Annotated in this window: 23 protein-coding genes; 18 read left to right on the top strand and 5 right to left on the bottom strand. The window is 67.5% G+C overall.

The window, feature by feature from the left end; genetic code table 11:
* Nucleotides 1-26 precede the first annotated feature (26 nt).
* The gene (locus J2W68_RS06490; RefSeq protein WP_310233780.1) at nucleotides 27-215 is read left to right on the top strand and encodes a hypothetical protein; all 189 of its coding nucleotides are present in this window, start codon (nucleotides 27-29) and stop codon (nucleotides 213-215) included.
* 895 nt (nucleotides 216-1110) lie between these two features.
* Here the strand turns inward: J2W68_RS06490 and J2W68_RS06485 are convergent.
* Nucleotides 1111-3870 (bottom strand): EAL domain-containing protein, encoded by a 2760-nt coding sequence (locus J2W68_RS06485; RefSeq protein ID WP_310233779.1) that lies wholly within the window; start codon nucleotides 3868-3870, stop codon nucleotides 1111-1113.
* A gap of 151 nt (nucleotides 3871-4021) precedes the next feature.
* Here J2W68_RS06485 and J2W68_RS06480 point away from each other — a divergent pair, with 151 nt between their 5' ends.
* On the top strand, nucleotides 4022-5347 hold the full coding sequence (locus tag J2W68_RS06480; RefSeq protein ID WP_310233778.1) for an ATP-binding protein: 1326 nt from the start codon (nucleotides 4022-4024) through the stop codon (nucleotides 5345-5347).
* Nucleotides 5348-5371: 24 nt separating this feature from the next.
* Nucleotides 5372-7093, top strand: coding sequence for an EAL domain-containing protein (locus J2W68_RS06475; protein WP_310233908.1), 1722 nt, complete (start codon nucleotides 5372-5374; stop codon nucleotides 7091-7093).
* On the opposite strand, the gene J2W68_RS06470 is transcribed toward J2W68_RS06475, so the two are convergent.
* The 4 genes from J2W68_RS06470 to flgA form a co-directional block, all read right to left on the bottom strand.
* Nucleotides 7094-8272: an ATP-binding protein gene (locus tag J2W68_RS06470; RefSeq protein ID WP_310233776.1), complete on the bottom strand. Its 1179-nt coding sequence runs from the start codon at nucleotides 8270-8272 to the stop codon at nucleotides 7094-7096. It lies immediately after the preceding gene.
* 102 nt (nucleotides 8273-8374) lie between these two features.
* Complete coding sequence (locus J2W68_RS06465; RefSeq protein WP_310233774.1) at nucleotides 8375-8710, bottom strand: flagellar protein FlgN; 336 nt, start codon at nucleotides 8708-8710, stop codon at nucleotides 8375-8377.
* The gene (gene flgM / locus J2W68_RS06460; RefSeq protein ID WP_310233773.1) at nucleotides 8710-9024 is read right to left on the bottom strand and encodes a flagellar biosynthesis anti-sigma factor FlgM; all 315 of its coding nucleotides are present in this window, start codon (nucleotides 9022-9024) and stop codon (nucleotides 8710-8712) included. Before flgM ends, J2W68_RS06465 begins: the two co-directional genes overlap by 1 nt.
* A gap of 93 nt (nucleotides 9025-9117) precedes the next feature.
* Nucleotides 9118-9747 carry a flagellar basal body P-ring formation chaperone FlgA gene (gene flgA, locus J2W68_RS06455; RefSeq protein ID WP_310233907.1) on the bottom strand — a complete coding sequence of 210 codons (630 nt, stop codon included), beginning with the start codon at nucleotides 9745-9747 and terminating at the stop codon, nucleotides 9118-9120.
* 190 nt (nucleotides 9748-9937) lie between these two features.
* Between flgA and J2W68_RS06450 the strand changes: the two genes are divergently transcribed.
* The 15 genes from J2W68_RS06450 to J2W68_RS06380 all read left to right on the top strand — a co-directional run bounded on the left by J2W68_RS06450 (nucleotide 9938) and on the right by J2W68_RS06380 (nucleotide 26313).
* A complete protein-coding gene (locus J2W68_RS06450; protein WP_310233772.1) occupies nucleotides 9938-10900 on the top strand; it encodes a chemotaxis protein in 963 nt (320 codons plus the stop codon).
* 344 nt (nucleotides 10901-11244) lie between these two features.
* Nucleotides 11245-11649 carry a flagellar basal body rod protein FlgB gene (flgB, locus tag J2W68_RS06445; RefSeq protein ID WP_310233770.1) on the top strand — a complete coding sequence of 135 codons (405 nt, stop codon included), beginning with the start codon at nucleotides 11245-11247 and terminating at the stop codon, nucleotides 11647-11649.
* A gap of 3 nt (nucleotides 11650-11652) precedes the next feature.
* The gene (gene flgC, locus J2W68_RS06440) at nucleotides 11653-12060 is read left to right on the top strand and encodes a flagellar basal body rod protein FlgC (RefSeq protein ID WP_310233768.1); all 408 of its coding nucleotides are present in this window, start codon (nucleotides 11653-11655) and stop codon (nucleotides 12058-12060) included.
* A gap of 35 nt (nucleotides 12061-12095) precedes the next feature.
* Complete coding sequence (locus tag J2W68_RS06435) at nucleotides 12096-12764, top strand: flagellar hook capping FlgD N-terminal domain-containing protein (protein ID WP_310233767.1); 669 nt, start codon at nucleotides 12096-12098, stop codon at nucleotides 12762-12764.
* A 50-nt stretch (nucleotides 12765-12814) separates the two neighbouring features.
* Nucleotides 12815-14038 carry a flagellar hook protein FlgE gene (flgE, locus tag J2W68_RS06430; RefSeq protein ID WP_310233765.1) on the top strand — a complete coding sequence of 408 codons (1224 nt, stop codon included), beginning with the start codon at nucleotides 12815-12817 and terminating at the stop codon, nucleotides 14036-14038.
* Between the two features lie 98 nt (nucleotides 14039-14136).
* Nucleotides 14137-14886, top strand: coding sequence for a flagellar basal body rod protein FlgF (locus J2W68_RS06425; protein WP_310233763.1), 750 nt, complete (start codon nucleotides 14137-14139; stop codon nucleotides 14884-14886).
* A 378-nt stretch (nucleotides 14887-15264) separates the two neighbouring features.
* Complete coding sequence (gene flgG, locus J2W68_RS06420; RefSeq protein WP_310233761.1) at nucleotides 15265-16050, top strand: flagellar basal-body rod protein FlgG; 786 nt, start codon at nucleotides 15265-15267, stop codon at nucleotides 16048-16050.
* Between the two features lie 8 nt (nucleotides 16051-16058).
* Nucleotides 16059-16757, top strand: a complete 699-nt coding sequence (gene flgH, locus J2W68_RS06415; protein WP_310233759.1) for a flagellar basal body L-ring protein FlgH — start codon at nucleotides 16059-16061, stop codon at nucleotides 16755-16757.
* Between the two features lie 20 nt (nucleotides 16758-16777).
* Nucleotides 16778-17899, top strand: coding sequence for a flagellar basal body P-ring protein FlgI (locus J2W68_RS06410; RefSeq protein ID WP_310233756.1), 1122 nt, complete (start codon nucleotides 16778-16780; stop codon nucleotides 17897-17899).
* 1 nt (nucleotide 17900) lies between these two features.
* Nucleotides 17901-19091, top strand: coding sequence for a flagellar assembly peptidoglycan hydrolase FlgJ (gene flgJ, locus J2W68_RS06405; protein ID WP_310233755.1), 1191 nt, complete (start codon nucleotides 17901-17903; stop codon nucleotides 19089-19091).
* Between the two features lie 8 nt (nucleotides 19092-19099).
* Nucleotides 19100-20977, top strand: a complete 1878-nt coding sequence (flgK, locus tag J2W68_RS06400; RefSeq protein ID WP_310233754.1) for a flagellar hook-associated protein FlgK — start codon at nucleotides 19100-19102, stop codon at nucleotides 20975-20977.
* Nucleotides 20974-22173: a flagellar hook-associated protein FlgL gene (flgL, locus tag J2W68_RS06395; protein ID WP_310233753.1), complete on the top strand. Its 1200-nt coding sequence runs from the start codon at nucleotides 20974-20976 to the stop codon at nucleotides 22171-22173. Before flgK ends, flgL begins: the two co-directional genes overlap by 4 nt.
* A gap of 546 nt (nucleotides 22174-22719) precedes the next feature.
* Nucleotides 22720-23553 (top strand): flagellin, encoded by an 834-nt coding sequence (locus J2W68_RS06390; protein ID WP_310233906.1) that lies wholly within the window; start codon nucleotides 22720-22722, stop codon nucleotides 23551-23553.
* A 303-nt stretch (nucleotides 23554-23856) separates the two neighbouring features.
* A complete protein-coding gene (locus J2W68_RS06385; protein ID WP_310233751.1) occupies nucleotides 23857-25143 on the top strand; it encodes a DegT/DnrJ/EryC1/StrS family aminotransferase in 1287 nt (428 codons plus the stop codon).
* 75 nt (nucleotides 25144-25218) lie between these two features.
* The gene (locus tag J2W68_RS06380) at nucleotides 25219-26313 is read left to right on the top strand and encodes a hypothetical protein (RefSeq protein WP_310233749.1); all 1095 of its coding nucleotides are present in this window, start codon (nucleotides 25219-25221) and stop codon (nucleotides 26311-26313) included.
* Nucleotides 26314-26327 lie beyond the last annotated feature (14 nt).

Genomic DNA, 26327 nt, shown 5'->3' with positions numbered 1-26327 from the left:
CCCCGGCCCCGCCCGGGGCCTCTGCGTTGGCGATGTCCGACCCGCCGTCCGTGCGCCGGATCGGTGGCGACCTGCTCGCCCGTCTCGAAGCCGCGGCTTGTCAGGAACTGACGACACTGCTCGCGGCGGCCGCGGCGCCGACCGCGCCCGGGCACGCCGCTCCGCTCGATGCGGTCGAATCCGTCATTGCCTGGGATCTGGCGGCGGGCTTCTGAGACGACCCTGCGGTTCTGGGGCGGCTGCGCGCAGTCACGCCGGTGGACGCCGGTAGTTCCATTCGGCCTTCGTTTGCAGGGCCGCCCGTCAACGCAACACGGTGACGAGCGGTCGATTGCGAATGACGGGGCGGACCGCTCTCGTCGCTGCGCCTGCGTCCGCCCAAACCTGAAACCACCAAGGCAGCAGCGCTAGACCCGCGACTGCGACTGTGCCCCTGCAGCTCGGGAAGCATCATCGCCGGGTCGCTGAGGCCTCCCCTGCTCCGGCTGTTGCAGCTCAGAACTGACCGGGGGCAGCGGAAGAATCCAGCAAACGTACCGTGCGCCCGTCATCTGCTCGGTCGTCGGGGATTCGATACGCGAATGTCAGTTGGCAATCCGCCCGCACGCGCGCGTTTCCGATGTGCTGCCGATCAGGCGCCTGCAGTTGCCACCAAGCGGCAGACCGCAGGGACAGTGCAGTCGCCGTGCGCGGCGTCCTTCACGGAACCCTTAAACGCACGGGGCGCTCGACAGATCACCGTTTCCGCAGCGTGTGCGCAGGGCATCGACGATACGCGTCCCTGGCGGACGATATTCCTACTCTGAGCGTCGCGTTCGGCACTACGTGACATTGAAACGGCTGCACGCTTTGGGCTGCGCAACGTAATGACGGGTTCGTGTCTGGAATACGGGCCTGCCCCTGCAGTCACGAGATGTCTGTGACTAGTACGCAGTGCAAGCAGACGCGAGTGTGCGATTGCCCGCATCGATTGGCCCCCTCGAGGCTCCAGGTGGGGACCGGTGATCTGCATCTGCCGTAGCGCACGCCATGCCGCGAGCACGCGAGCAGCGGGGACGACACACCTGCGCAATCCGGAAAGCCGGGCCGCTTCGGCCCGACCGGTGTGGGTCAGGCAAGGGCCAGGCGATGCTCGGCCAGGCCCTTGGCCTGGTCCTGCAGCCAGCGCGCCATCTCGCGCGGCGGCAACGGGCGGGAGTAGAGATAGCCCTGGACTTCGTCGCAGCCGTACTCGCGCAGGAGCTGCTCGTCCGCGCTCGATTCCACGCCTTCGGCCAGCACCTGCATGCGCAGCGCCTTGCCGAGCTGGATGATCGCGCGGGTTACCGCGACCGCGCGGCCGGTACCACCCGCGCCGGCCAGTTCGGAGATGAAGCTGCGATCGATCTTCAGACGTCCCACCGGAAACCGGCTGAGATAGCTCAGGCTGGAGAAACCGGTGCCGAAGTCGTCGATCGACAAGCCGATGCCGGCGCCCTGCAGCACATCGAAGCAGGCCCACAGCGCGTCGGTGTCGAGCAGCAGGGCCGACTCGGTGATTTCCAGCTCCAGCCGCGTCGCCGGCCAACCGGTGTCAACGCAGGCCTCCAGCACGCGCTGGGCGAAGCCCGGATCGCGCAGTTGCACCGCCGAGACATTGACCGACATGCGTCCGAATTCGAGCCCGGCCGCATCCCAGGCGGCCGCCTGGCGGCAGGCCTCGCGCACCACCCACTCGCCGATACCGACGATGTCGCCGGTGGCCTCGGCAATTTCGATGAACTCATCGGGCGCACAGCTGCCCAGTTCGGGGTGATGCCAGCGCAGCAGGGCTTCGATGCCGCAGACCGCATGTCGCGATAGATCGATCAGCGGCTGGTAGGCCAGCGAGAATTCCTCATGTTCCAGCGCGCCGCGCAGGGCGTGCTCGATGTCCAGCCGCCGGCGCGCCCGGCGCCAGGCATCGGGACTGTAGAACTCGATGTGGTTGCGGCCCCGCTGGCGTGCGCCGTGCAGGGCCACGCCCGCGGCGCGCAGCAATTCATCGAAACCGACGCCCGGCGGGCGCACCGCGATACCGGCGCTGACCCCGAAGCGCAGGATCTCCCCTGCGGCGGGCACCGGATCGGACAGCCCGGTGACGATCCGCTGCGCGGTGGCAGCGACGTCATCCCGGCCGGTACCCTGCTGCAGCAGCACCACGAACTCGTCCGCGCCCACACGGCCGAACAGGTCGCCCGCGTCCACCAGCATGTGCAGGCGGGCGGCGACGGCCTTGAGGACGATGTCGCCGGCGGCATGGCCATGGGCTTCGTTGATGCCGCCGAATCCGGAAATGTCGAGCAGCAGCAGCGCCTGGTAGAGGGTGCCGCTGGCGGTCAATGCGGTGTCCACGTCCTGGCGCAGCCGGCCGCGGTTCGGCAGGCCGGTCAGCGCGTCGAAGTGCGCCAGGCGTTCGATACGCTCGCTGGCGGCGCGTTCGCCCGAGATGTCGCGGAACAGCACGAGGTAGCGCGGCGGCAGTCCGCCGTCGTGGGAAAAGTCGACGACGGCCTGGGTCCAGATCTGCTCGCCATCAGGGCGGTAGAAGCACAGCTCCAGCGTCTCGGGCGGCGCGCCGGCAGCCACCCGGCTCATCGCGGCTTCCAGTGCTTCACGCGATTCGGTGGTGTAGTGGCGCAGCAGATCCTGCAACGGCAGCGATTCGCCTTCGCGCCCGTGCAGGCCGGCGCACTCGCCCGTCCAGTGCAGCGTACGGGTATCGGCGTCGATCTCGCAGCCACCGATGCGCCCGAGCTCGGCCACGCGGCGCAGCAGTGCGCTGCTGCGATGGATTTCCGCGTCGAGGCGACGCTGCCGGCTCACGTCCTGCACCTGGGCCACGATGCGCCCAGGGCCTCCGTCGGCGTATTCCTGCAAAGAAGCCCACACCTGCAGATGGACCGGGCCGTCGATGCCATCTGCGACAAGGTCAAAGTGGCGCTGCGCACCGCGGTCGCGCAGCTCGCGCCAGGCGCGGCGCACGACCGGACCATTGCCCCCACGCCCGCAACGCCTCAGCCATCCGCGGATATCGACGCCGTCGGCCAGCCCCAGGCGCTCGCGCAGGGCAGCGGCGCACCAGACCTGTCCGGTGCCCAGATCCCAGCACCAGCTGGCCATACCCGCTAGGCGCTGGGTGTCCTCGACGAGACCGCGCTGTTCGCGCAGGGACTGTTCGAGCTGTTTCTGGTTGTCGATGCAGGTCAGGGTGCCGGCGACTTTCGACGGGCGACCCTGGGCATCGCGCGCGGTCACGCGCCCGCTGTCGCGGACCCAGCGCCATGCGCCGTCGGCACGCGCGCAGCGGTATTCGCACAGGTATTGCGTCCCCTCCCCTTCGAGATAGCTGTGGAGGGCGGCGCGCATCGCGGCGCGGTCATCGGGATGGATACGCTGTTCGATCGCCTGGAACGGCAGGGGCGCATCACGGCCCGGTGTGCCCACCCAGTCGATCCAGGCGCCGGATCCGCGCATCTGGTCGTGGCGCAGGTCCCAGACCCACAGGGCGTGCCCGCCGGACTCGGCTGCCTCGAGCCAGTCATCCAGATCTTCCGACAGCCGGATGCTCAGCGAGAACGCGATGGGCGCGCCGCCATCGATCTTCACCGTGCGCAGCAGGCCTCGCAGCGGCATGCCGGTGTCCGGCAGCTCGCAGGGTAGTTCGGGCTCGCCGTCGAGCAGGCGCGCGTACAGACCTGCGAGTGAAGCGGCGTGGCGTTCGACCAGTCGATCAAGGCCGCGCCGTCGTGCGGCCGGATTGGCCACCAGACAGCGGCCGCCCCGATCGAGCAACAGCACGCCATCCGATACCGGATGGTCGATAAGACTGGAGATGAGGCCGGATTCCATCGCGCTGTGTGTGCTCCGTGATCTGCATGCCCCGCCGTCGGAATCGACGCAGGGCATCCCACGTGTTAGCGGCCCCTGGGACCTGAAGTTGAGCCGCGCCGGAGCGTGCGGGGTAGACTGCCTTCACTCGCATCGAAGGAGAGCCGCCGGTATGTCGACCGGACAGCCCAACGTCGAGGTGTCGCCGCGAAACCGCACCGCGCCTGACCGATGGCCTTCTGCATTGCGATGGCAGGTGCCTCTGGCGCATCTGGCGCTCCTGCTGGCGTCGCTCGTGATCGCGGCAATGGCCTGGGGTCGTGCCGCCCCGGCGGACGCGATCTGGGCATGGGGGGCGATCCTCGCCTTGGCGCTGCTGGGCGCGATTGCGCTCTTCGCCTGGATGCGCGCGGTCACGATACGCGCGATGCCGGTCGCTCGATGCGACGCCCCCTCCGCGCGTGCACGCGAACTGCGTGAACTGATGCGCCTGCTGCCCGACGGGGTGCTGCTGGTGGTGGATGATCGAGTCGCCTACGCCAATCCGGCCTGCGAGTTGATGTTCGGTCACGCGCCGGATGCGCTGGTGGGTCTGCCGGCGACGGATCTGGTCAGCGCCGATGCGCGCGCGGCATTCCGGACGTGGCTGGAGGCGCCGGACGCGACATCCAACAGCCTCCCACCGTCGCCCCGCATGTGCCGCCGCGACGGCTCCGGTTTCCACGGTGCGCTGACGGCCGCACACACGCGCCATGACGACCGCCCCTGCACCCTGCTGATCGTGCGTGACCTGACCGAAGCCGAGCGCATGCGTGACGAACTCGCGGCCGGCAACCGCGAACTGCAGGCCCTCGCCGCGCGTGTGTTCACGCTGCAGGAGGACGAACGCCGCGCGATCTCGCGCGAATTGCACGACGACATCGGACAGTCCGTCACCGCGATGAAGATGGCTGCCAGCTCGGCGCTCGACGAGGCCGATCCCCAGCGCCGCCGCGACGACCTCGAAGACATCCTGGTACTGGCCGACGCAACGCTGGAGCGGCTGCGCGACATCTCGATCCTGCTGCGGCCACCGCAGCTCGACGCCCTGGGACTGGAAGCGGCACTGCGCTGGCATGCCGAGCGTCTGTTGCGCAATGCCGGCATCACCGCGGATCTGCAGATCGACGCCCTGCCCCGACGTCCCGACCCGGGCGTCGAGCAGGCCTGCTTCCGTATCGCCCAGGAAGCGCTGACCAATGTCGTGCGGCACGCCCGTGCGCAGCGCGTAGCCCTGCGCCTGCGCGACGACGACACCGGCCTGCACCTGTGCGTGCACGACGACGGCGCTGGCTTCGCCCCGGAAGGCGCGCGCGGCCTGGGCCTGGTGATCATGCGCGAACGCGCCCAGGGCGCCGGCGGCCGCCTGGAGGTGACATCGACGCCCGGCGCAGGCACGCGCATCGAGGCCTGGCTGCCGTACGCCCCGGAGCCGCCTTGCCACGGTCATGCAGGGTGAAGCCGCTAGACTCTGTCGATGCACATGTCCGTTCCTGATTCGCCTCCCTCGCTACCCCGTCTGGGCGCCGCCAACCCCGAGCTGGTGGACATGGTCAGGGAGGCTGCCGGCAACGGCGTGCCGCTGGTGCTGTTGCATATCGACATCGACCACTTCGCGTCGGTCAACCAGAACATGGGTATGGAGGTGGGCGACGCGGCACTGGATGCGGTCGGACTGCGGCTCAACGAACGGTTGCAGGGGCATGGGCGAGTCTGGCGCCATGGCAGCGACGAGTTCGTGGCGGCGGTGCCGCTGCACGAAGGCGGTGATGCCCAGGCCGCCCAGGCTGTTGCCGAAACGCTGATTGCCGAGATCGAGCGCCCGCTCGAAGTGTTGCCCTACACGCTGTTCCTCGAAGCCAAGATCGGGGTGAGCCTGTGTCCACAGCACGGTGACGATCCCAGCGAATTGCTGCACCTGGCGGAAACCGCTGTGCGGCGCGCGTCGCATGCCGTGGATGAACCGGTCCAGCTGCATGCCACCGATGTCCAGGATCGGGCCCACAGCGAAAGTGCGATCGCCCGTCAGATCGTCGACGCCCTGCTCAACGGCGAATTCCGCCTGCGCTACCAGCCCAAGATCAGCGCGCGCGACGGGCGTGTGATCGGGATGGAAGCGCTCGTGCGCTGGCAGTCGCCGGTGCTGGGCCTGCTGCTGCCCGAGCGCTTCCTGCCCACCGCCGAGCGCATCGGCGTGATCCTGCAGATCGGCGACTGGATGCTCGATCGCGTCGTCGCCCAGGTTCGCGCCTGGCGCGAACAGGGCTTCGACGATTTCTTCGTCGGCATCAACGTGACCACGCAGCAACTGCTGCAGGCCGACTTCGTGGACCGTTTGCTCGGACGGATGCAGCAGGCCGGCCTGCCGATGTCGTCCATCGTGCTCGAGCTCAACGAGCGCGTGCTCACCCACAACAGCACCGATGTGGTCTACCGCACGGTGTCGGCGCTGCGCCATGAGGGCATCTGCGTCACGCTCGACAACTTCGGCACCGGCGATGCCAGTCTGAGTGCGCTGGTGCGCTATCCGGCCGACATCCTCAAGATCGATCGCAGTTTCATCAGCGCCGCGCCGGCCGGCAGTCGCGAGACCGCGATTGTCCGCGCCCTGATCGCGATGGGCCACCAGCTGGGCATGAAGGTGATCGCCAATGGTGTGGAGACCGAAGCCCAGCTGGGCTTCCTGCGCCGCGCCGACTGCGATTACTTCCAGGGGTATCTGTTCGGCGAACCCACCAGCGCCGAACTCGCCGGCCAGGCCCTGCGAAGGCGCTACCTGCGCCCGGAACTGTTCACCGCCACCCAGTCCGACCGCACCCTGCTGCTGGTCGACGACGAGCAGAACGTGCTGCGCTCGCTGGTGCGCCTGTTCCGTCGTGATGGCTATCGCATCCTCGCCGCCGGCAATGTACGCGACGCGTTCGGCTTGCTGGCGACCAACGATGTGCAGGTGATCTTGTCGGATCAGCGCATGTCGGAGATGGACGGCACCGAGTTTCTCGGCCGGGTGAAGATGCTCTACCCGGACACGATCCGCCTGGTGCTGTCGGGTTATACCGATCTGGCGACCGTCACCGATGCGATCAACCGCGGCGCGATCTACCGGTTTTTGACCAAGCCCTGGGACGACAACAAGCTGCGCGAGCACATCCGCCAGGCGTTCCGCACCTACGACAGCCAGCGGGGGCGCGAAACCTCGCCCTGATCAGGGCGCCACGACCACGTGCGGCTGGCGCACCGGCAGCACCACACGGAACCGGCTGCCTGTCTGCGGCGTGCTCTCAACTTCGATCCGTCCATGGTGCTTGGCGACGATGCCGTAGGAAATCGACAGCCCCAGGCCGGTGCCCTTGCCGACCGGCTTGGTGGTGAAGAAGGGATCGAAGATCCGCTGCAGCATCTCGGGTGCGATGCCGCTGCCGGTGTCGCCAATCTCTACCCACACCTGGCCGGCCTCATGCCCGGTGCGCACGCTGATCACGCCTTCGCCGTCGATCGCCTGGCCGGCATTCATCAGCAGGTTCATGAAGACCTGATTCAACTCCGATTGCAGGCATTCGACCATCGGCAAGGTGCCGTAGTCCTTCTCCAACGTGGCCTTGTAGCGCAGTTCGTTCCAGACGATGTTGATCGTCGAATCCAGCCCCGCATGGAGATCGGCCAGCCGCCAGGCGTGCTCGCGGTCGGAGCGGGAGAAATCGCGGAGATCGCGGACGATCGCGGTCACCCGTTCGATGCCCTGCCGTGACTCGGTCAGCAACTGCGGCAGATCGCGGCTGATGAAGTCGACATCAAGACGCTCGCGCGTGTCGTCGATCTCCGAGCGCATCGCGTGTGGATCGTGCGCGCGCATCGCGCGCTCGTACACATCGATCAATGCGAACAGGTTGCCGACGTACTCCTGCAGGCTGCCCAGATTGGAGTGGACATAGCCGATCGGGTTGTTGATCTCGTGCGCGACGCCGGCGGCGAGCTGGCCGATCGACGCGAGTTTCTCCGATTGCAGCAGTTGCTCCTGGGCGGCGTTGAAGCGGACATTGAGCTCCTCGTGGCGCAACTGCAGCGCCTGCTCGTCGTCGCTGCGCAAGCGCACGCCATCCTTGAGCAGCAGCAGGAATCGGCCGGCATCGGGGCCCAGCCAGTACAGGCGCGCGTCCAGCATTCGGCCGGGCAGGAACGGGACGATGCCGTGCCAATCGGGGTGCGCGCGCGCGTCCGCGATCGCCTGCACCGGAATCATCTGATCGAGCTGCCCGCGCATCTCCGTCCAGACCGGATGCAGGCGAATCAGGGCATCGGCAGCGGGATTGGCGTAGATCAGCCGGCCGTCGGCCTCGTGCAGGAGCACGCCTTCTTCGAGGCGGGTCAGAACCTTGTCGGCCAAGGGCGCGGACAGCGGTGAGAGCGGTTGCACGGCGGGCAGGATCCGGAGACATGGAACCTGGAGTCTAAGCCCGGCACCGCCGCGCGTGTCCGCCGAGCGCGCTCAGGCGACGGCCAGCTCGCGCGGCCGGCGCGTGGATTCACTGCGACCACTCGAGTCGTAGGCGGGCGCGCTTTCCACGCGACCGAGATGACGCAGGGCCCAGTTGACCTCGCGCCGACGCCGGGCCAACAGCGCGCCGTTGGCGCGGTTGAGCTCGGCCAGTTCGGCCAGCGGACCGGACAGTTCGCCGCTGGGGACGGCCTCGAGCTCACGTAGCGCGACGATCTTGTCGCGCGTGGAGCGCATCAGCGCCTCCACGTCGTGACCGATCAGGGCCTCACGCTCGTCGGAAAGCGCGAGCGCCAGGCGCTCCAGACTGGCCTGCGGGTCGGACATCAGCCGGCCAGCCGGGCGTCCAGATCGAGCATGCGCGAGGCGATGGCCTCGGCGTCGACCTTGTAGCTGCCTGACGCGATCGACTCGCGCAGGGCTTGCACGCGCGCTTCGTCGAACGCGGGTTTGGTTGCGAGGTCACGCTGCAGGGCCTGCAGCCCCGTGGCTTCGCCCGTCAGACGCAGGCTGTCGGCCGGGGTGGCAGCCTCGACCGGCTTGTCGCGCGATTCGCCAGCGCGGCTCACCGCGCCAGTGCCCACCGCACCGACAGCACGGTTGCTGACGGGGGCGGCAGTTCCTTCGATCCTGTTGCTCATGTCGGAGCTCCTGACACGCGGGTCTTGTTGGGGGACATGACCGGTATCGGCCAGGTCCCGGAAAGCTTGAGAAAGATCTTCATCGTTTGCGGTTCACAGCCCGACCTGCACATCGCCGGCCGCATTCACTGTGCCCTGCACCACCCGGCGCGAGCTCAGGTTCTCGACGCTGACACGCTCGCGGACGCCTGCGTCAGCAAGCGCGCGGCCCGCCATGCGGACCTCGATCCCGCCCTGGTTCGACACCAGCGCAATCGTATCGCCTCTGCGGACAAGGCGCGGCGTCACCAGGTCACCGGCGGTCAAGACCGTGCCGGCCACCAGGGTCCGCCGGGCGCTGCGGCCGACGGCCTCGGCCGGATCGGCAATCGCAGCACCTGCGATCCGGGTGGCATCGCGTTGTTGCGCAGTGAAGGTATCGGCCGTGATCGCCTCGCCTGCAGCCACGCTGCGCGACAGCACCAGAACTGTCTGGTGGCGGCGTACGCGCAAGGGCACGAACAGCCGCCAGCCATCCGGACACGCAACCTCCACCGTGGCCGCGCCGGAGCGGCGCGCCTGCAAATCCTGCGCGCAGCGCGGCATGCGCAGCGCGGGGTCCAGACTGACATCGGCCTCTTCGCCGGCCTCGGTCGTCGACAGTGCGGCTGCGCGGATGGACTCCACGGGATGGAAGCCATTGGCGGACGCGGTGATGGCAGCGACCGCGAGCAAGGCACCCATGACGGCGCGCCTGACGAGGTGCCAATGCAGATGAGTGCGCAGCGACAAAAGCATGGGAAGGATCCGGCAGCGGGATGCCGTCTGCGATGCAAGTCCCGTGCCGCCGACGCCACATGCAAGGGGACGCGCGATCGGCACAGCCGTACCGCCAGGCGCTCAAGTGATCGCACCGGATGCCGATACCGGGACCATGTCGCACGATCTGCTCGACCGCATCGACCAACGCACCCGCCTCGCCGGCCACAACCGGCTGGCGCTGCTCCTGTTCCGTCTGGGCGGACGCCAGGTTTTTGGCGTCAACGTATTCAAGGTGCAGGAGGTTCTGCGCCGGCCCAAACTCTTCCAGGTACCGGGACTGCCGGCGCAGTTCGCCGGCGTCGCCGACGTGCGCGGGCGCAGTGTGCCGGTGCTCGACCTCGGACTGGCCATCGGCCACCCCGAGCGTGGCAGCGACGACATGCCCGGCTATCTGGTGGTCACGGAGTTCAACCGATCGGTGCAGGGCTTCCTGGTCAGCGAGGTCGAACGCATCGTCAACATCGCGGTGGAGGACATCCTGCCGCCGCCCGATCTCGGTGCCGACGGCGGTTATCTGACGGCGGTCACCCGCTATCAGGGTGAATTGATCCAGGTGATCGATGTGGAAAGCGTGCTGGCGGACATCTCCCAGGCCCGCATGGACGCCGACCTCTCACCCGAATACGCCCTGCCCGAAGGTGCACCGCCGATGCAGGTGCTGGTGGTCGACGACTCGCGCGTGGCCCGCCAGCAGATCCGCAGCGTGCTCGATCAGCTGGGCGTCGGCGTGACCCTGCTGTCGGACGGGCGCCAGGCGCTCGATCACCTGCTGCAGTTGCATGCGGCCGGCGAGCCGCCTTCGCAGCGCTACGCCATGGTGGTGTCGGATATCGAGATGCCGGCGATGGACGGTTACACCCTGACGACGGAAATCCGTCGTCATCCCGGCCTGGCCGATCTGTTCGTGCTGCTGCACACCTCGCTGTCGGGCGTGTTCAACACCTCGATGGTGCAGAGCGTGGGCGCCGATGCCTTCGTCGCCAAGTACAGCCCCCATGATCTGGCCGACGAGGTGCTCAAGCGCCTGAACGAGGTGGCAGAAGCCGCCGGCGGGCGCTTGGTGGCCAACGCCTGAGCAGGTCGCCGGTCCCTCACAGGGCCGGAAATCACCAGTTCTGTTCCGCATCATGCGCCGCGCGCGGCTAGGTCAATCTTGGCCGCGTTGCCCAGGCCCCCCGGCACGACCTGATCGGCCCGCCGCACAGCGTTGCCCCGATTTCCCTCGCGCGAACGTTGGGGGGATCCGGTCCCTTCGGCCAGATACCGCGCCCGAGAGCCCACCCCCGGCGCCGCGCCAGGATCGTCGGCACCCGGTTTGCACACAGACGAGCCAGAGCCGCTTCAGCACCGCGAGCCGCGCCACACAGCCTCTGGCACGCCGCTTGCAGAGTTCCCGGCACAGGTTTGCCGGAGGCGCCGATGTCCAATCCGATCTCGTCCTATCTCGGGCTGCAGGCCGACGCACTGCCGTTGCGCGAGCAGCGCATGAAGCTGATCGCCAGCAATCTGGCGAATGCGGACACGCCCGGTTACCAGGCCCGTGACCTCGACTTCAATGCCGCCCTGGCCAACGCCGCCCGTGTACGCGAGGCCGTCGCCGCGGCGCCGCGCGAGCAGGGCAACCAGATACCGCTGACAGGCTTCGACACGCTGCAACCCTTCGAAGTCTCCCGCGTCGCCACCCAGGCCAGCCTGGACGGCAACACCGTCGATCCCGACGCCGAACGGGCCGCCTATGGCCGCGCCGCGCTCGAGTACCGCGCGTCCCTGAGCTTCCTCGAGTCGCGGGTCCGCACTCTCCTGACCGCCATCACGGGACAGTAAGTCATGAGCAATCTGCCGATTTTCGACGTCGCCGGCTCCGCGCTGCAGGCCCAGTCCATCCGTCTGAGCACGCTGGCCAGCAACCTGGCCAACGCCGACTCCGTCGCCGGTTCACCCGACCAGGTGTACCGCCCGCTGGAGCCCGTGTTCCGGGCCACCGCCCATGCCAGCGATCCGGCGCTGACCAACGTGGAGGTGGCGGGCATCGTCGAGCGCGACACCCCGCCGATCCAGCGCTACGAACCCGGCCATCCGCTGGCCGATGAGCAGGGCTACGTCTACGCGCCCGATGTCGACCCGGTCTCGCAGATGGTCAACATGATCTCCGCCTCGCGCAGCTACCAGGCCGGCGTCGAGATGCTCAACACCGCCAAGGAACTGGCGGTGGCCACCCTCAGCATGGGCCGCTGAGCCCACCGCCTCCGCCTGCATCCGAGTATCCGCCGATGAGCACCATCGCCAACGACATCTACAGCAGCCTCGGCATTGCCGGCGCGCCGAAAGCCGCCGACAAGAAAGCCGAATCACTCGGCCAGGCCGATTTCCTGCGGCTGATGACCGAGCAGCTCAAGCACCAGGACCCGCTCAAGCCGATGGAGAACAGCGCGTTTCTCGGTCAGCTGGCGCAGTTCTCCACCGTCCAGGGCATCCAGGGCCTCAATGAAACCGTCAACGGCTTTGCCGGTTCGATGGCAACGGACCAGTTGCTGCGCGGCGCCACGATGGTCGGACGCGAGGTTCTGCTGCCGTCGTCCAAGCTCGCGCTGCCCGCCGACGGCGAGGCCAGCGGCATCGTCGCTGCGCCCTCCTCCGGCATGGTGACCTTCGAGGTGACCGATGCCAACGGCCTGCCGGTTCGGCAGTTCACGGTGCCCGCGAAGGCGGCCGGTGAAGTGGCGTTCGCCTGGGACGGCACCAACGCGGCCGGGGAAAAACTGCCCCCCGGCCCCTACGGCATCACCGCCAAACACGTCACCGAAACCGGCGCGACCAGCAACCTCGGCACCTACGTGCGCGGCAAGGTGGAAAGCGTGTCGGTGGGCTCCGATGGTCTCTACCTCGATCTCGAGGGTCTCGGCACCGCACCGCTCGCCCACGTTCTGCGGGTCGGCTGACCGGCCCCGTCCTCTCCCATTTCCCCGCGCACGACCTCACGGAGTCCGCCATGAGCTTCAATACCTCGCTGTCCGGCATCAACGCGGCCAACGCCAATCTCAACGTCACCGCCAACAACATCGCGAACGTAAACACGACCGGCTTCAAGGAGTCGCGTGCGGAGTTCGCAGATCTGTTCTCCAACAGTTCGTACGGCCTGGCGCGCAACGCCATCGGTTCGGGCGTCAAACTCAGCAACGTCGCCCAGCAGTTCTCGCAGGGCAACATCGATCCCACCGGGCGCAGCCTGGACATGGCCGTCGATGGCGAAGGCTTCTTCACGCTCAACAAGAACGGCGCCACCGTGTACAGCCGCGCCGGCAACTTCCAGACCGACGCCCAAGGCTTCGTCGGCACCCCGGAAGGCGCCCGCCTGCAGGTCTATCCGCCGCGCACCAATGCCGACGGCTTCGACGTCGGCCGGGTCGGCGATCTGCAGTTGTTGACCACCGACAGCCCGCCGCGTCCCACCAGCCGGGTCAACCTGATGTTCACCCTCCCTGGCAATGCGCAGCCGCCGACGATGGCGACTTTCGACCCGACCGAACCCAACAGCTACAACGCCTCGACCGGTGGCATCACCGTGTTCGATTCGCTGGGCGTCGGCCATGTGCAGACCTCGTACCTGGTCAAGACCGCCAACCCGAACGAGTGGCAGGTGCACAACTATGTCGACGGCGAAAGCGTCGGCGCGCCGACCACCCTGCAGTTCTCCGACAGCGGCGCCCTGCTCGCACCTACCGATGGCCGCATCGCCCTCGATCCGTTCACCCCGGCCAATGGCGCGGGCGTGCTCCAGCTCGACCTGGACCTCGCCGGCTCCACCCAGTATGGCGAGCGCTTCCAGCTGCGTGACACCCGCCAGGACGGCTACGCGGCCGGCAAACTCAACGAGATCAGCATCTCGGCAGAAGGCGTGGTGTTCGCGCGCTACTCCAACGGCGCCGATACCGCGCTGGGCCAGATCGCGTTGACCACGTTCGTCAATCCGCAGGGCCTGCAGCCGCAGGGCAACAATGTGTGGGCCGAAACGTACAGCTCGGGCGCCGGTCGCACCGGTGCACCCGACAGCTCGGATTTCGGCCAGATCCAGGCCGGCGCGCTGGAATCGTCGACGGTCGACCTGACCGAGCAGCTGGTCAACATGATCGTCGCGCAGCGCAACTTCCAGGCCAACGCGCAGATGATCTCGACCCAGGATCAGGTCACGCAGACGGTCATCAACATTCGTTGATGACCGTGGGATTCGGGAACGGGGATTCGGGATGCGAGAACGCCTCCCGGCTCCGCCCTTACCAATCCCAAATCCCGAATCCCTAATTCCGGACCCCCATGGACAAAGCCCTCTACGTCGCGATGACCGGCGCCCGCGCCACGCTTCAGGCGCAGGGCACGGTGTCGCACAACCTCGCCAACGCCGACACCGCCGGCTTCAAGGCCGCGCTGGCGAACACCGAGGCCTATCGGGTCCCCGGTGGCCAGCATGCCTCGCGCATCGATGCGGTCCACGTCGACCAGGGCTTCAACAGCCGCATCGGCGCGCAGCGCGTGACCGGCAACCCGCTGGATGTCTCCATGCGCCCGGACCGCTGGCTGGCTGTGCAGTCCCCGGATGGCGGCGAGGCCTATACCCGCGCCGGAAATCTGTCACTGACACCCAACGGCCAGCTGGTCACGGGCGGCGGCCATCCACTGGTCGACGAGAACGGCCAGCCGTTCGCCTTGCCGCCCCATCAGGCGCTCGACATCGGCCACGACGGCACGGTTTCGATCATCCCGCAGGGTGAAGGCCCCCAGACGATGGCGGTCATTGGCCGCCTGCGGACCGTCGAGGCCGCGCCCGATCGGCTCACGCGCGGGCTCGATGGCCTGATGCGCAATACGGATCCGCAACAGCCTTTCGCCCAGGCCCCCGGCGAGGTCATGACCACCGGCACGCTGGAAGCCAGCAACGTCGACGCGGCCGGCGCGCTGGTACAGATGATCCAGCTGCAGCGCCAGTTCGAGATGCAGGTCAAGCTGATCAGCCGCGGCGACGAGAACGCCCAGTCGGCCAACAGCCTGCTGCGCCTGGGCGGCTGATCGCCTCCAGTTCGCCGGTTGCGCCTGCCCCGTTCGCGGCTTCGTCGGCGGATCGACGTTCGTAGCCGCCGCGCCGTCGGCACGGTGCTCGTCTGGCGTCCATGTCTCTATTCCAATGCCCCGCAACGGGGCGAACGCCCGTTGCGCTTGGGGCGCGGCACGCGGCTTGGACCTGCGCGCCCGCCTGACCCGGTCCAGGGCCGCGACGCGCGTCGCGATCCATCACTCGTCAGCTTGTGCACGGGCCTGGGCGACGATCCTTTGGCGCTGACGCCTGGCCGCCCCGCCTCCCACCGACACGCAGCCAGACGACTTCTGGCACGCCGATTGCATCTGTATCCACGAAGGCGCACTCGCGTCCGCACCGAGGAACGACCGATGAACCAGGCGCTGTGGGTAGCGAAGACCGGACTGGATGCGCAGCAGACGCGCATGTCGGTGGTCTCCAACAATCTCGCCAACACCAATACCACCGGCTTCAAGCGCGACCGCGCCAACTTCGAGGACCTGCTGTACCAGCAGGTACGTCAGCCTGGCGGCGCCAGTTCAGCGCAGACGCAGCTGCCGACCGGCCTGCAACTGGGCACCGGCGTGCGCGTGGTGTCCACGTCCAAGGATTTCCAGCAGGGCAATCCGCAGCAGACCGGCCGGGCGCTTGACGTCATGGTCAATGGTCGCGGTTTCTTCGAAGTGCTGATGCCCGACGGCACGCCGGCCTACACCCGCGACGGCAGCTTCCAGATCAACGCCCAGGGCGAACTGGTGACCAGCAGCGGATTTCCGGTGCAGCCCGGCATCCAGGTGCCCGAGGGTGCGCAGGCGGTCACCATCGGCAAGGACGGCACGGTCAGCGTGCAGATCGCCGGCGAGGCGCAGGGGCTGGAGATCGGCGCCTTGACGGTCACCGACTTCATCAATCCGGCCGGCCTGCAGGCGCGTGGCGAGAACCTCTACCTCGAAACCACCGCTTCGGGTCCCGCGCAGAACGGCACGCCCGGCCTCAACGGGCTCGGCATGCTCGAGCAGGGCGCGCTGGAAGGCAGCAACGTCAACGTGGTCGAAGAGCTGGTCAGCATGATCGAAACCCAGCGGGCCTACGAAATGAACGCCAAGGCGATTTCGACGACCGATTCGATGCTCGGCTACCTCAACAACAACGTCTGAGCACTGCAATGACCCGCACCTTCCACTCTGTCCGTGTTGCTGCCCTCGCAGCGGTCCCCACCCTGCTCGCGGGCTGCGTCGCCGCGGGCGATGTGCGCCCGTATCCGGCCATGGCGCCGATCCAACCGGTCGTCGCCCTGCCCGCGCAGGCCTCGCCCGGCGCCATCTACCAAGCCGGAGGCTACAGCGGCATGTCGCTGTACGCCGACCGCCGCGCACGCGATGTCGGCGATCTGCTGACGATCCAGCTGGTCGAGAACACCACCGCGCAGACCAATGCCAGCACCCAAATGGGCAAGGAAAGCAGCCTCGACATCGGCGTGCCCAGCGTGTTCGGCGCGCCGGTCACGATCGGTGGCCGCGACGTGCTCAGCGCCTCGGCCAGCGGCAGCCGTGATTTCGATGCCAGTGGCCGCAGCGCGCAGAGCAACCGCCTGCAGGGCAACGTCACGGTCACCGTGGTCCAGCGTCTGCCCAACGGCAACCTGGTGGTGGAAGGCAGCAAGCAGATCCGCCTCAACCAGGGCAACGAACTGGTCCAGGTGCAGGGCATTGTGCGCCCGGCCGACATCGGCCCCGACAACACCGTCGCGTCCAGCCGCGTGGGCGATGCGCGCATCGTCTACGGCGGTCGCGGCGCGATCGCGCAAACCAACGCGATGGGCTGGCTCGGCCGGTTCTTCCATTCGCGCCTGTATCCCTACTGAGTTTCGACCGGACCACCACCATGCCGCGTACCTCCTTGCTCCGCCTGATGCCGCTCGCGCTGCTGGCTTTCGCCACGCTGGCGATGCCCGCCCACGCGCAGGAGCGCATCAAGGATCTTGCCTCCGTCGGCGGCGTACGCGGCAACGCGCTTGTCGGTTACGGTCTTGTGGTTGGTCTCGACGGCAGCGGTGACCGCACCAGCCAGGCCCCCTTCACCGTGCAGAGCCTGCGCAACATGCTCAACGAGCTGGGCGTCACGGTGCCGGCGAACATCAATCCGCAGGTCAAGAATGTGGCGGCGGTGGCCATCCACGCCGAGTTGCCGCCGTTCGCCAAGCCCGGGCAGACCATCGACATCACGGTCTCGTCGATCGCCAATGCGGTCTCGCTGCGTGGCGGCACCTTGCTGATGGCGCCGCTCAAGGGCGCCGATGGGCAGGTGTACGCCGTCGCACAGGGCAGTCTGGTGGTTGGTGGCTTCGGCGCCCAGGGCCGCGACGGCTCGCGGGTATCGGTCAATGTGCCCAGCGTGGGCAGGATTCCCAACGGGGCGATGGTCGAACGCGAGGTCGCCGGCGGTTTCGGCGACAGCGGCGAACTCACGCTCAATCTCAACCGCGCCGATTTCAGCACGATCTCCAGCATGGTCAGCGCGCTCGATGCGCGGTTCGGTCCGGGCACGGCGCGGGCGGTCGACGGCGTGACCGTCGCGGTGCGCGCACCGTACGACCCGGGCGCACGCATCGGGTTCCTCGCCCAGGTGGAAAACGTCCAGATCTCGCCCGGCACCGCGCCGGCCAAGGTGATCGTCAATGCACGCACCGGCACCGTGGTCATGGGCGCGCAGGTACGGGTGTTGCCGGCAGCGATCGCGCACGGCTCGCTGAGCGTGACCATCACCGAAAACCTCGATGTGAGCCAGCCGGATGCCTTCGGCCGCGGCACCAGCGTGGTGACCCCGCGTTCGGAAATCTCGGTCGAAGAGGGCGGCAGCCGGATGTTCAAGTTCGCCGGCGGCACGTCGCTGGACGAGATCGTGCGCGCGGTCAACGCCGTGGGCGCTGCGCCGGGCGATCTGATCGCGATTCTCGAAGCCCTCAAGCAGGCTGGTGCGCTGCGCGCGGAGCTCGAGGTCATCTGACATGCGCATCGCCGCCGCCCCCATCGAGCTCAATCCCGTCCAGCGACCCGATGCCGCGCGTATCGACAAGGCCGCGCGCGAGTTCGAAGGCGTGTTCGCGCAGATGCTGATCAAGAGCATGCGCGACGCCAGCTTCGGCGATGCGCTGTTCCCGGGCGAGAACCAGCTCTACCGTGACCTGTACGACCAGCGGCTGGCCAAATCAATGACCGACGGCGAGGGCCTTGGCCTGGCCAAGGTCATCGCCCGCCAGCTGGGCGGAGACGCCTCGGGGCCTGCACTCGACCCCCGCCTCGCCCCCCCTGCAGCGCCGCTATCCGGATTAGACGGGACCGGCGGCGCAGGCATGAGCGCCCTGCCCGAGGCGCTTGGCGCGCAGACGCTGGACCTGATTGCGGGCCGCGCGATGACGCAAGCCCCCAGCGACGCATCCGACGCGCGTTCGCCGATGGACGGCTTCATCGAAAGCCTGATGGCCCGCGCGCGCCCGCTGGCCGATGCCGCCACCGGTGTCGCTCGCACTGCGGTGGCCGCTGCGACGCAGGCACCGGCGGCACTCGAACAGGCTGCGCGCGCCGCGGCCGACACCTTCGCGCCGCGCTCGCCGGAACGCTTCGTCGCGTCGATCTGGTCGCATGCGCAGGCCGCGGCGCGCGAACTCGGCGTCGATGCCAAGGCGCTGGTCGCCCAGGCCGCGCTCGAAACCGGCTGGGGCCGGCGCACCATCTCGCGCAGCGACGGCAGCACTGCGAACAACCTGTTCGGCATCAAGGCCACCGGCTGGAAAGGTGACCGCGCCACCGTCAACACCCACGAATACACCAACGGCGTGCGCCATACCGAGCGTGCCGATTTCCGTGCCTACGCGTCGCCCTCAGAGAGCTTCTCCGACTACGTGCGTCTGCTGAAGCAGAACCCGCGTTACCGCCAGGCGCTGGAATCGGGCGGCGACGTACGCCGCTTCGCCAGCGCGCTGCAGCAGGCCGGGTACGCGACCGACCCGCGATATGCCGACAAGCTCAGCGCGATCGCCAACGGGCCGACGATGGACCGGGCGCTGGCCTCGATCTCGCAGTTCGCGCGTGCCGGCACCGGCGCGGCGCAACCGCTGGCGGCGCCCGCTGCGGTCAATACCGTCAATACCGTCGCCGAGGCCGCCGAACGCGCGGCGCAAGCCCTCCTTCGTCGCTGAGTCCGTCCATGGCCAACATCCTTTCCACCGGCACCAGCGCGCTGCTCGCATTCCAGCGGGCGCTGTCGACGGTCAGCCACAACGTCGCGAACATCAACACGCCCGGCTACAGCCGGCAGCAGGTCGACTTCGAGGCACGCTCGCCGCAGTTCATCGGCGCGGGCTATGTGGGACGGGGCACGCAGATCGTCGACGTACGCCGTGTGTCTGACGACCTCGCCAATGCGCGTCTGATCGACAGTGGTGGCGAGCTGGCGCGGCTGGAGCGTATGGCCTCGCTGTCGGCCCGGGTGGACACGCTGATGTCAGACAACGCGACCGGCATCTCCGGCATCTGGTCAAGCTTCTTCGATTCCGTCAGCGCGTTATCGTCCAACGCCTCGGCCCCGGCAGAACGCCAGGACATGTTGGGTCAGGCGAACGCACTGAGCACGCGGTTCCAGCAGCTGCAGGGCCAGTTCGACCGCTTGTCGAGCGAAGTGGACAGCGGGCTTGCCGCCAGCGCAGGTGAGGTCAACCGTCTTGCCAGTGAGATCGCCCGCCTCAACGGCAGCATCGGCAGTGCCCCGACCGCGTCGCCGGACATGCTCGACCGCCGCGACCAGATGATCCGTGATCTCGTCTCGCTGACCGGCGGCACCGCCGTGCAGCAGGACGGGGGCGCGATGAACGTGTTTTCCTCCGGCGGGCAGGCGCTCGTGGTCGGCGTGCAGGCATCGCAGCTCACGATGGTGGCGGACCCGTACCGCCCCGAACGCCAGCAGCTTGCGCTGCAGACCCAGGGACAGACGATTCGCCTCGATGAGCGCGTCATGGGCGGTGGAATCGGCGGAATGCTCGAGTTCCGCAGCCAGGTGCTGGACCAGACGCAGTCCGAACTGGGCCGGATCGCGCTTGCGCTGGGCACGACCTTCAACGCCGGCCACGCCTCCGGCGTCGACCAGTACGGCGAGATGGGCGGTGCATTCTTCAATATCCCGGCGCCTGCGGTCAGCGGGCATGCCGGGAACGCGGGCACGGCGCACTTGTCGGCCAGCATCGACGATCTCGGTGCGGTCAGCGGCCGCAACCTCGTGCTGCAGTTCCAGGCAGGCGCGTGGTCGGCGACCGACGCAATGACCGGCGTTGCGGCCGCGGTGACCGGGACCGGCACGGCCGGGGATCCGCTACGTGTCGGAGGCATGGCGCTGGCACTCGAGGGCGCCGCCCAGGAAGGCGACCGTTTTCTGTTGCAACCCACCGCGCATGCAGCACGTGGCCTGACGGTGGCAATCAGCGATCCGGCCCGGATTGCGGCCGCTGCGCCGGTGCAGGTGCAGGCCGCATTGGGGAATCTCGGCAGCGCCCTGCCCAAGGCGGTGCGTGTCGTCGATGCAGCCGATCCCACGCTGCGCACGCCTTCGACCATCGAATTTCTCGACGCCAACCAATACATGCTCGACGGTGACGGTCCGTTCGACTTCGCGCCGGGCGACACCATCAGCGCCAATGGCTGGTCGTTCGTGCTCGACGGCATTCCGGCGGCCGGCGACAGCTTCATCATGGCGCCGACGGCGCCGGGCTCAAGCAACAACGGCAATGCGGCGCTGCTGGCAGGGATCGAGAGCGGCGCCGCACTCAACGGCGGTTCGCTGACGCTCAACGGTGCAATCTCCGGCCTGACCACGGCGGTGGGCTCGGCCGCACGTCAAGCCGGCTATGCCGCCGAAGCGCAGGCCTCACTGCACGAGCAGGCCTATGCGGCGCGCGAAAGCGTCTCCGGCGTCAATCTCGATGAAGAGGCGGCCAACATGCTCCGGCTGCAGCAGGCTTATCAGGCCGCCGCGCAGCTCATCTCGACCGCCGACAATCTGTTCCAGTCCCTGCTCGGAGCCGTCCGCCGATGACCCGCATTTCCACTGGCATGCGTTACCAGCAGTCGCTGACGAGCATGCAATCCAGGCAGGCCTCACTCGCGAAGCTGCAGCAGCAGCTCGCCACCGCCATGAAGCTCAACACCGGCAAGGACGATCCGGTCGGCGCGGGTACCGCCGTCGGGCTGGACCGCGCGGTGGCCGAACTCGAGCGCTTTGGAAAGAACAGCGATGTAGTCCGTCATCGCCTCAGCATGCAGGAGAGCGTGCTCTCCCAGGCGGGCGACATCCTGGGCCGCATCAATGTGCTGACCATCCAGGCCAGTACGGGCACGATGTCAGACAGTGACCGCAAAACGATTGCGACCGAGATTCGAAGCCTGCGGGACGGCCTGCTCGATCTCAGCAACACCGCCGATGGCATGGGGCGATTCCTGTTCGGCGGCGCCCAGGACGGCGATCCGCCCTTCGCGCCCAGCGGCGCTGGCGTCGCGTATGGCGGGGACCAGACGCAGCGCCAGGTGGAGATCGCGCCGCAGATGTTCGCTTCCGATGCGAAGCCCGGCAGCGAAATATTCCTGCGCGTGCGCACCGGCAATGGACGGCTTGATGCTGCCGCGACAGTCGCCAACAACGGTACCGGACAGATCGGTGGTTTTATGCTCACTGACGCGGCTGCATGGAATGCCGGACGCTACCAGGTCGAGTTCGGCGCCGGTGGCGACTACACCGTCCGTGATGCGGGCGGCGGCGCAGTTGGCACGGGGACATACAAGGCGGGCGAGGCCATTGCCTTCGCTGGCCTGCAACTGACGATCACCGGCAGTCCCGCTGCCGGCGATACCTTCCAGATCGGGCCCTCCGAAACGCGTGATGTCTTCGCCACGCTCGATGGATTGCTGCAGACGCTGACTTCGACACCCACAACCACTGCCGAACGCGCCGCGCAGCAGAACGCGCTGAGCAGTGCTCTGCGCGACATCACCATGGCCGAGAACCACTTCATCGACACACGCGCCAGCGGTGGCGCGCAGCTCGCTGCGCTGGACCAAGCTGAGGAACTCCGCGGCGCGCTCGACGTAACACTACAGACCACGCTCTCGGGCATACGCGATCTCGACTACGTCGACGCCATCGGCCGTTTCAATCTGGAGAAGATTGCGCTCGAGGCGGCCCAGCTGAGCTTCACGCAGATGCAGCGCCTGTCACTGTTCGACCTGATGCGTTGATCGACCGTCATCGAAAGACGGTCCGCCTTGGCACACATGCGCTTGTAGGAGCGCGCTCGCGCGCGAAGAAGCTTCGCCGGCCAAGCCATATCGCGCGCGAGCGCGCTCCTACAGGGAATGGCCCATGTTCCGCTGAGTTTCGCGCTGATCCTGCGCTGTTGCTGCCTGATCTGCCGCGCTGATCGACCGTCATCGAAAGACGGTCCGCTCCCGACGCACATGTGCTTGTAGGAGCGCGCTTGCGCGCGAAGACGCTTTACCGGCCAGGTGCATCGCGTGCAAGCGCGCTCCTACGGGACGCCGCCGCCCTTGCGGCCCATTGCGCGCCGCCGCCGTCACACCGTTGCTAAACCCGCGCGACGTCCTGCCGTTAATGCAAGCAGTCCGGAAGCGGGCTGCGGATCGCCGGCAAAACAGCATTAAAGCTTGACGACGAGACGCCGTTATTGGTTACAGCAGAGGACAGGGCCCACAACGCCAACCCCCTGCGGAAGCCACCGGCCAGGCCCTGTTCCCGTGCCGGATTCCCCAAACCAGGAGACCTGCATCATGTCCGTCATCAACACCAACACCATCGCCCTGAACGCGCAGCGCAACCTGTCGACCAACAGCGCCAGCCTGTCGACCACGATCCAGCGCTTGTCCTCGGGCCTGCGCATCAACAGCGCCAAGGACGACGCCGCCGGCCTCGCCATTTCGCAGCGCATGACCGCCCAGGTCCGCGGCATGGACCAGGCAGCCCGCAATGCAAACGACGGCATCTCGCTGGCGCAGACCGCTGAAGGCGCGCTGGGCGAAATCGGCAACAACCTGCAGCGCATCCGCGAACTGACCGTGCAGGCCGCCAACGGCACAAACAGCGAAGACGACAAGGCCGCGCTGCAGAAGGAAGTCACCCAGCTGCAGTCCGAAATCCTGCGCGTGGTCGACAACACCAAGTTCAACGGCACCGAACTGTTGAGCAGCGGCACCACCATTTCGATCCAGGTCGGCGCCAACGCCACTGACAACGACAAGATCGACATCACCCTGACCGACATCAAGAGCGCGCTGAGCGGCGTGACCGACAGCTCTTTCTCCATCTCGGGCATGGCGGCCGGTTCCGGCGCGACGCAGCTCGACACCCTCGATTCTGCGCTGAAGTCGGTCAATGAAGCCCGCGCTGACCTCGGTGCGATCCAGAACCGCTTCAGCTCGGCGGTCTCGAACCTGCAGACCAGCTCCGAGAACCTCTCGGCGTCGCGCAGCCGCATCCAAGACACCGACTACGCCAAGGAGACGGTCGAACTGACCCGGACGCAGATCCTCCAGCAGGCCGGTACCGCGATGCTGGCGCAGGCCAAGTCGGCCCCGCAGAGCGTGCTCAGCCTGCTGCAGTAATTCCGCCTCGTAGTGCGAAAAATAGAACCCGCCTCCGGCATCGGAGGCGGGTTTTTTGCTGTCTGGCGAGCCTGTAGGCGCGGTGTGCCTATGCCGGTCTTCCCGCGCGGATCAAGGCCTGGCGAAAAGCCAGGCAGCTCACCGGACGATGGAGGTCAATCGCAGCTCCGCGTCACGAGAGACCCCGGCTGCGGTCACGGCGCAGCCGGGGATCCGATGCACGTCGCACGCCCCGGCACGCCTCTTGCAACGTCAGCGGCATCCGGCGGCCGTAACGACCGCTCGTCCTCCTTGGAGCCTGCGATGTCTGTCGACGAAGCCTCATCTGCACGGTTGCACAGCGTATCTGCCACTCATGGCAGCGCCGTCGACAGCGTGCTGCTGAACGCACTGCCCGGCTTCGGGCCGGCAGCACAGCGGACGACGCATACGGAAGCCGCGACGTTGCCCGCGCCGGAGCCGGAGCCGGAGCCGGAGCCGGAGCCAATCTATGTCACCCGCCCCCACCTGCCACCGCTGGAGGAGTTCATCCCCTATCTGCAGGGCATATGGGACAGGCAGATCCTGACCAACAACGGGCCGTGCCATCGGGAACTGGAGGTCCGGCTGGCCGAATACCTGGGCGTCGAACACATCTCGCTATTCGCCAACGGCACCCTGGCGCTGCTGACCGCGCTGCAGGCGCTGCGCATCACTGGCGAGGTCATCACCACCCCTTACAGCTTTGTGGCGACCTCACATGCGCTGCTGTGGAACGGCATCAAACCGGTGTTCGTGGACATCGACCCGCGGTCGCTGAACCTCGACCCGACGCAAATCGAAGCCGCGATCACGCCACAGACCACGGCGATCCTGCCAGTGCACTGCTATGGACGTCCTTGCGATGTCGAAGCGATCCAGACAATCGCCGACAACTACGGGCTGAAGGTTGTCTACGACGCCGCCCACGCCTTCGGCGTGCAGGACATCGGCGGCAGCATCCTGCGCCACGGCGACCTGTCCGTGCTCAGCCTGCACGCCACCAAGGTGTTCAACACATTCGAGGGAGGTGCCATCGTCTGTCCGGATGCACGCACCAAGCGCCGCATCGACCACCTCAAGAACTTCGGTTTCGTCGACGAAACCACCGTGGTCGCGCCGGGCATCAACGGCAAGATGAGCGAGATCAATGCCGCTTTCGGCCTGCTCCAGCTCGAGCACATCGACACGGCGCTGGCGCAGCGCCAGCGAATCGTGGAGCGCTACGAGGCAGGCCTGAACGGCGTGCCCGGGATCACGCCGGTGCGCAGCGATGCATTCCGCCACAACCATGGCTACTTCCCGATCCTGGTGTGTCCGCACTACCCGCTGTCCCGCGACATGCTGTACCAAGCCTTGAAGGATGCCGGCATCCATGCGCGCCGCTACTTCTATCCCTTGATCAGCAGTTTTCCGATGTATCGGGGGCTGCCCTCATCAGACCCCGCACGGCTGCCGCACGCAAACGCGATCGCCGACCAGGTAATCTGCCTGCCGCTGTACCCGGGCCTGCCGCCCGAGGCACAGGACAGGATCATCGCCATCGTGGCTCGCGCCGCCGGGCCGGCGTGACGTCGGCAGAGACTGGTCCTGGACGCGCACCCCACCATCCGCTACGTGATCTTTTCCGGCGCCAACGAGCGCGCGGTGCTGGCGATCTGTCGCTCGTTCTCCAGACGAGACCTGCCCTGCTCCCTGGTCGCGCGGCCCGGCGCCGATCCATTGCGGCGAACCCGCTACCGCAGGTGGATCGAAGCCACCCGGCGTGTGGACACGTTGGACCTCGACGACATGATCGACTGCGTGCGCGCGCTGACCGCGCGGCATCCAGGCCAGGCATTGGCGTTCATGCCCACCGCCGAATCGATCAACAGGCTGGTGCTGCGCCACAGGCGACGCTTCGAACAGGCCGGGCTGGCCGTGCCTCTCGTCAGTGAGGCGATCTACGCGGCGGTCTCCGACAAGGCGAGCCTGCTGGAGCGGGCGGCGAGTTTTGGATTGCGCGTCCCGCCGCTCCTGGATGCAGCTGTTCCCGCGGCGCTGCCACTGGTGGCGAAGCCGCGATGCGAGTTTGCCGCGGACGGACGCAAGCTCTACCCGGAACTGATCCACGATGCCGTGGCGCTGGAAGCGTTTCTCAGGAATGCCGACCTTTCGCAGTACTTTTTCCAGTCCTATCTCGACGGCGCCAGCTACTACTATCTCGCCCATTTCGGCCGTGACGGCGCCGCCACGTTCGCTTATCAGCGCAACCTGCTGCAGCAGGCAAACGGCAAATCGATCATCGCCGCTGAACTGTGCGGATGTCCCGACGTGTCGACCCGCGAGCGACTGACCGCGCTGTTCCAGGGTCTGGGCTATCACGGCTACGCGATGATCGAGACAATGGAGCTGGAGGGCCTGCACTACCTCATCGAAGTCAATCCGCGCTTCTGGGGGCCATGGAGCCTCGCCGACCGCGCCGGGTTCCTGCCCGAGGCGTTCACCGGATACGGTCGCCCGCTGTCCGGCGACATCGCCGGCGGGCGCTATGTATGGCTGGGTGGCTGGTTGGCCGACTGGGGACACAAACGCCGGCCACGCATCTATCCGGCCGCACGCAAGCTGGGGCTCGGCGACTGCCTCGCGCTGCTTGCCTGCGACGTGCATTTCAAACGCGACAGCTTGTGCCTGTCTTTCAGCGAGATCGTCGGCGCGCTGAAGTCGCGTCTGTTTCACACCTCTCGTCCCATCAAACCATGACCACGGATTCCACC

This window comes from Luteimonas terrae, from assembly GCF_031457535.1.
GTDB lineage: Bacteria > Pseudomonadota > Gammaproteobacteria > Xanthomonadales > Xanthomonadaceae > Luteimonas > Luteimonas terrae_A.
This window is presented reverse-complemented; position numbering and strand designations above follow the sequence as displayed.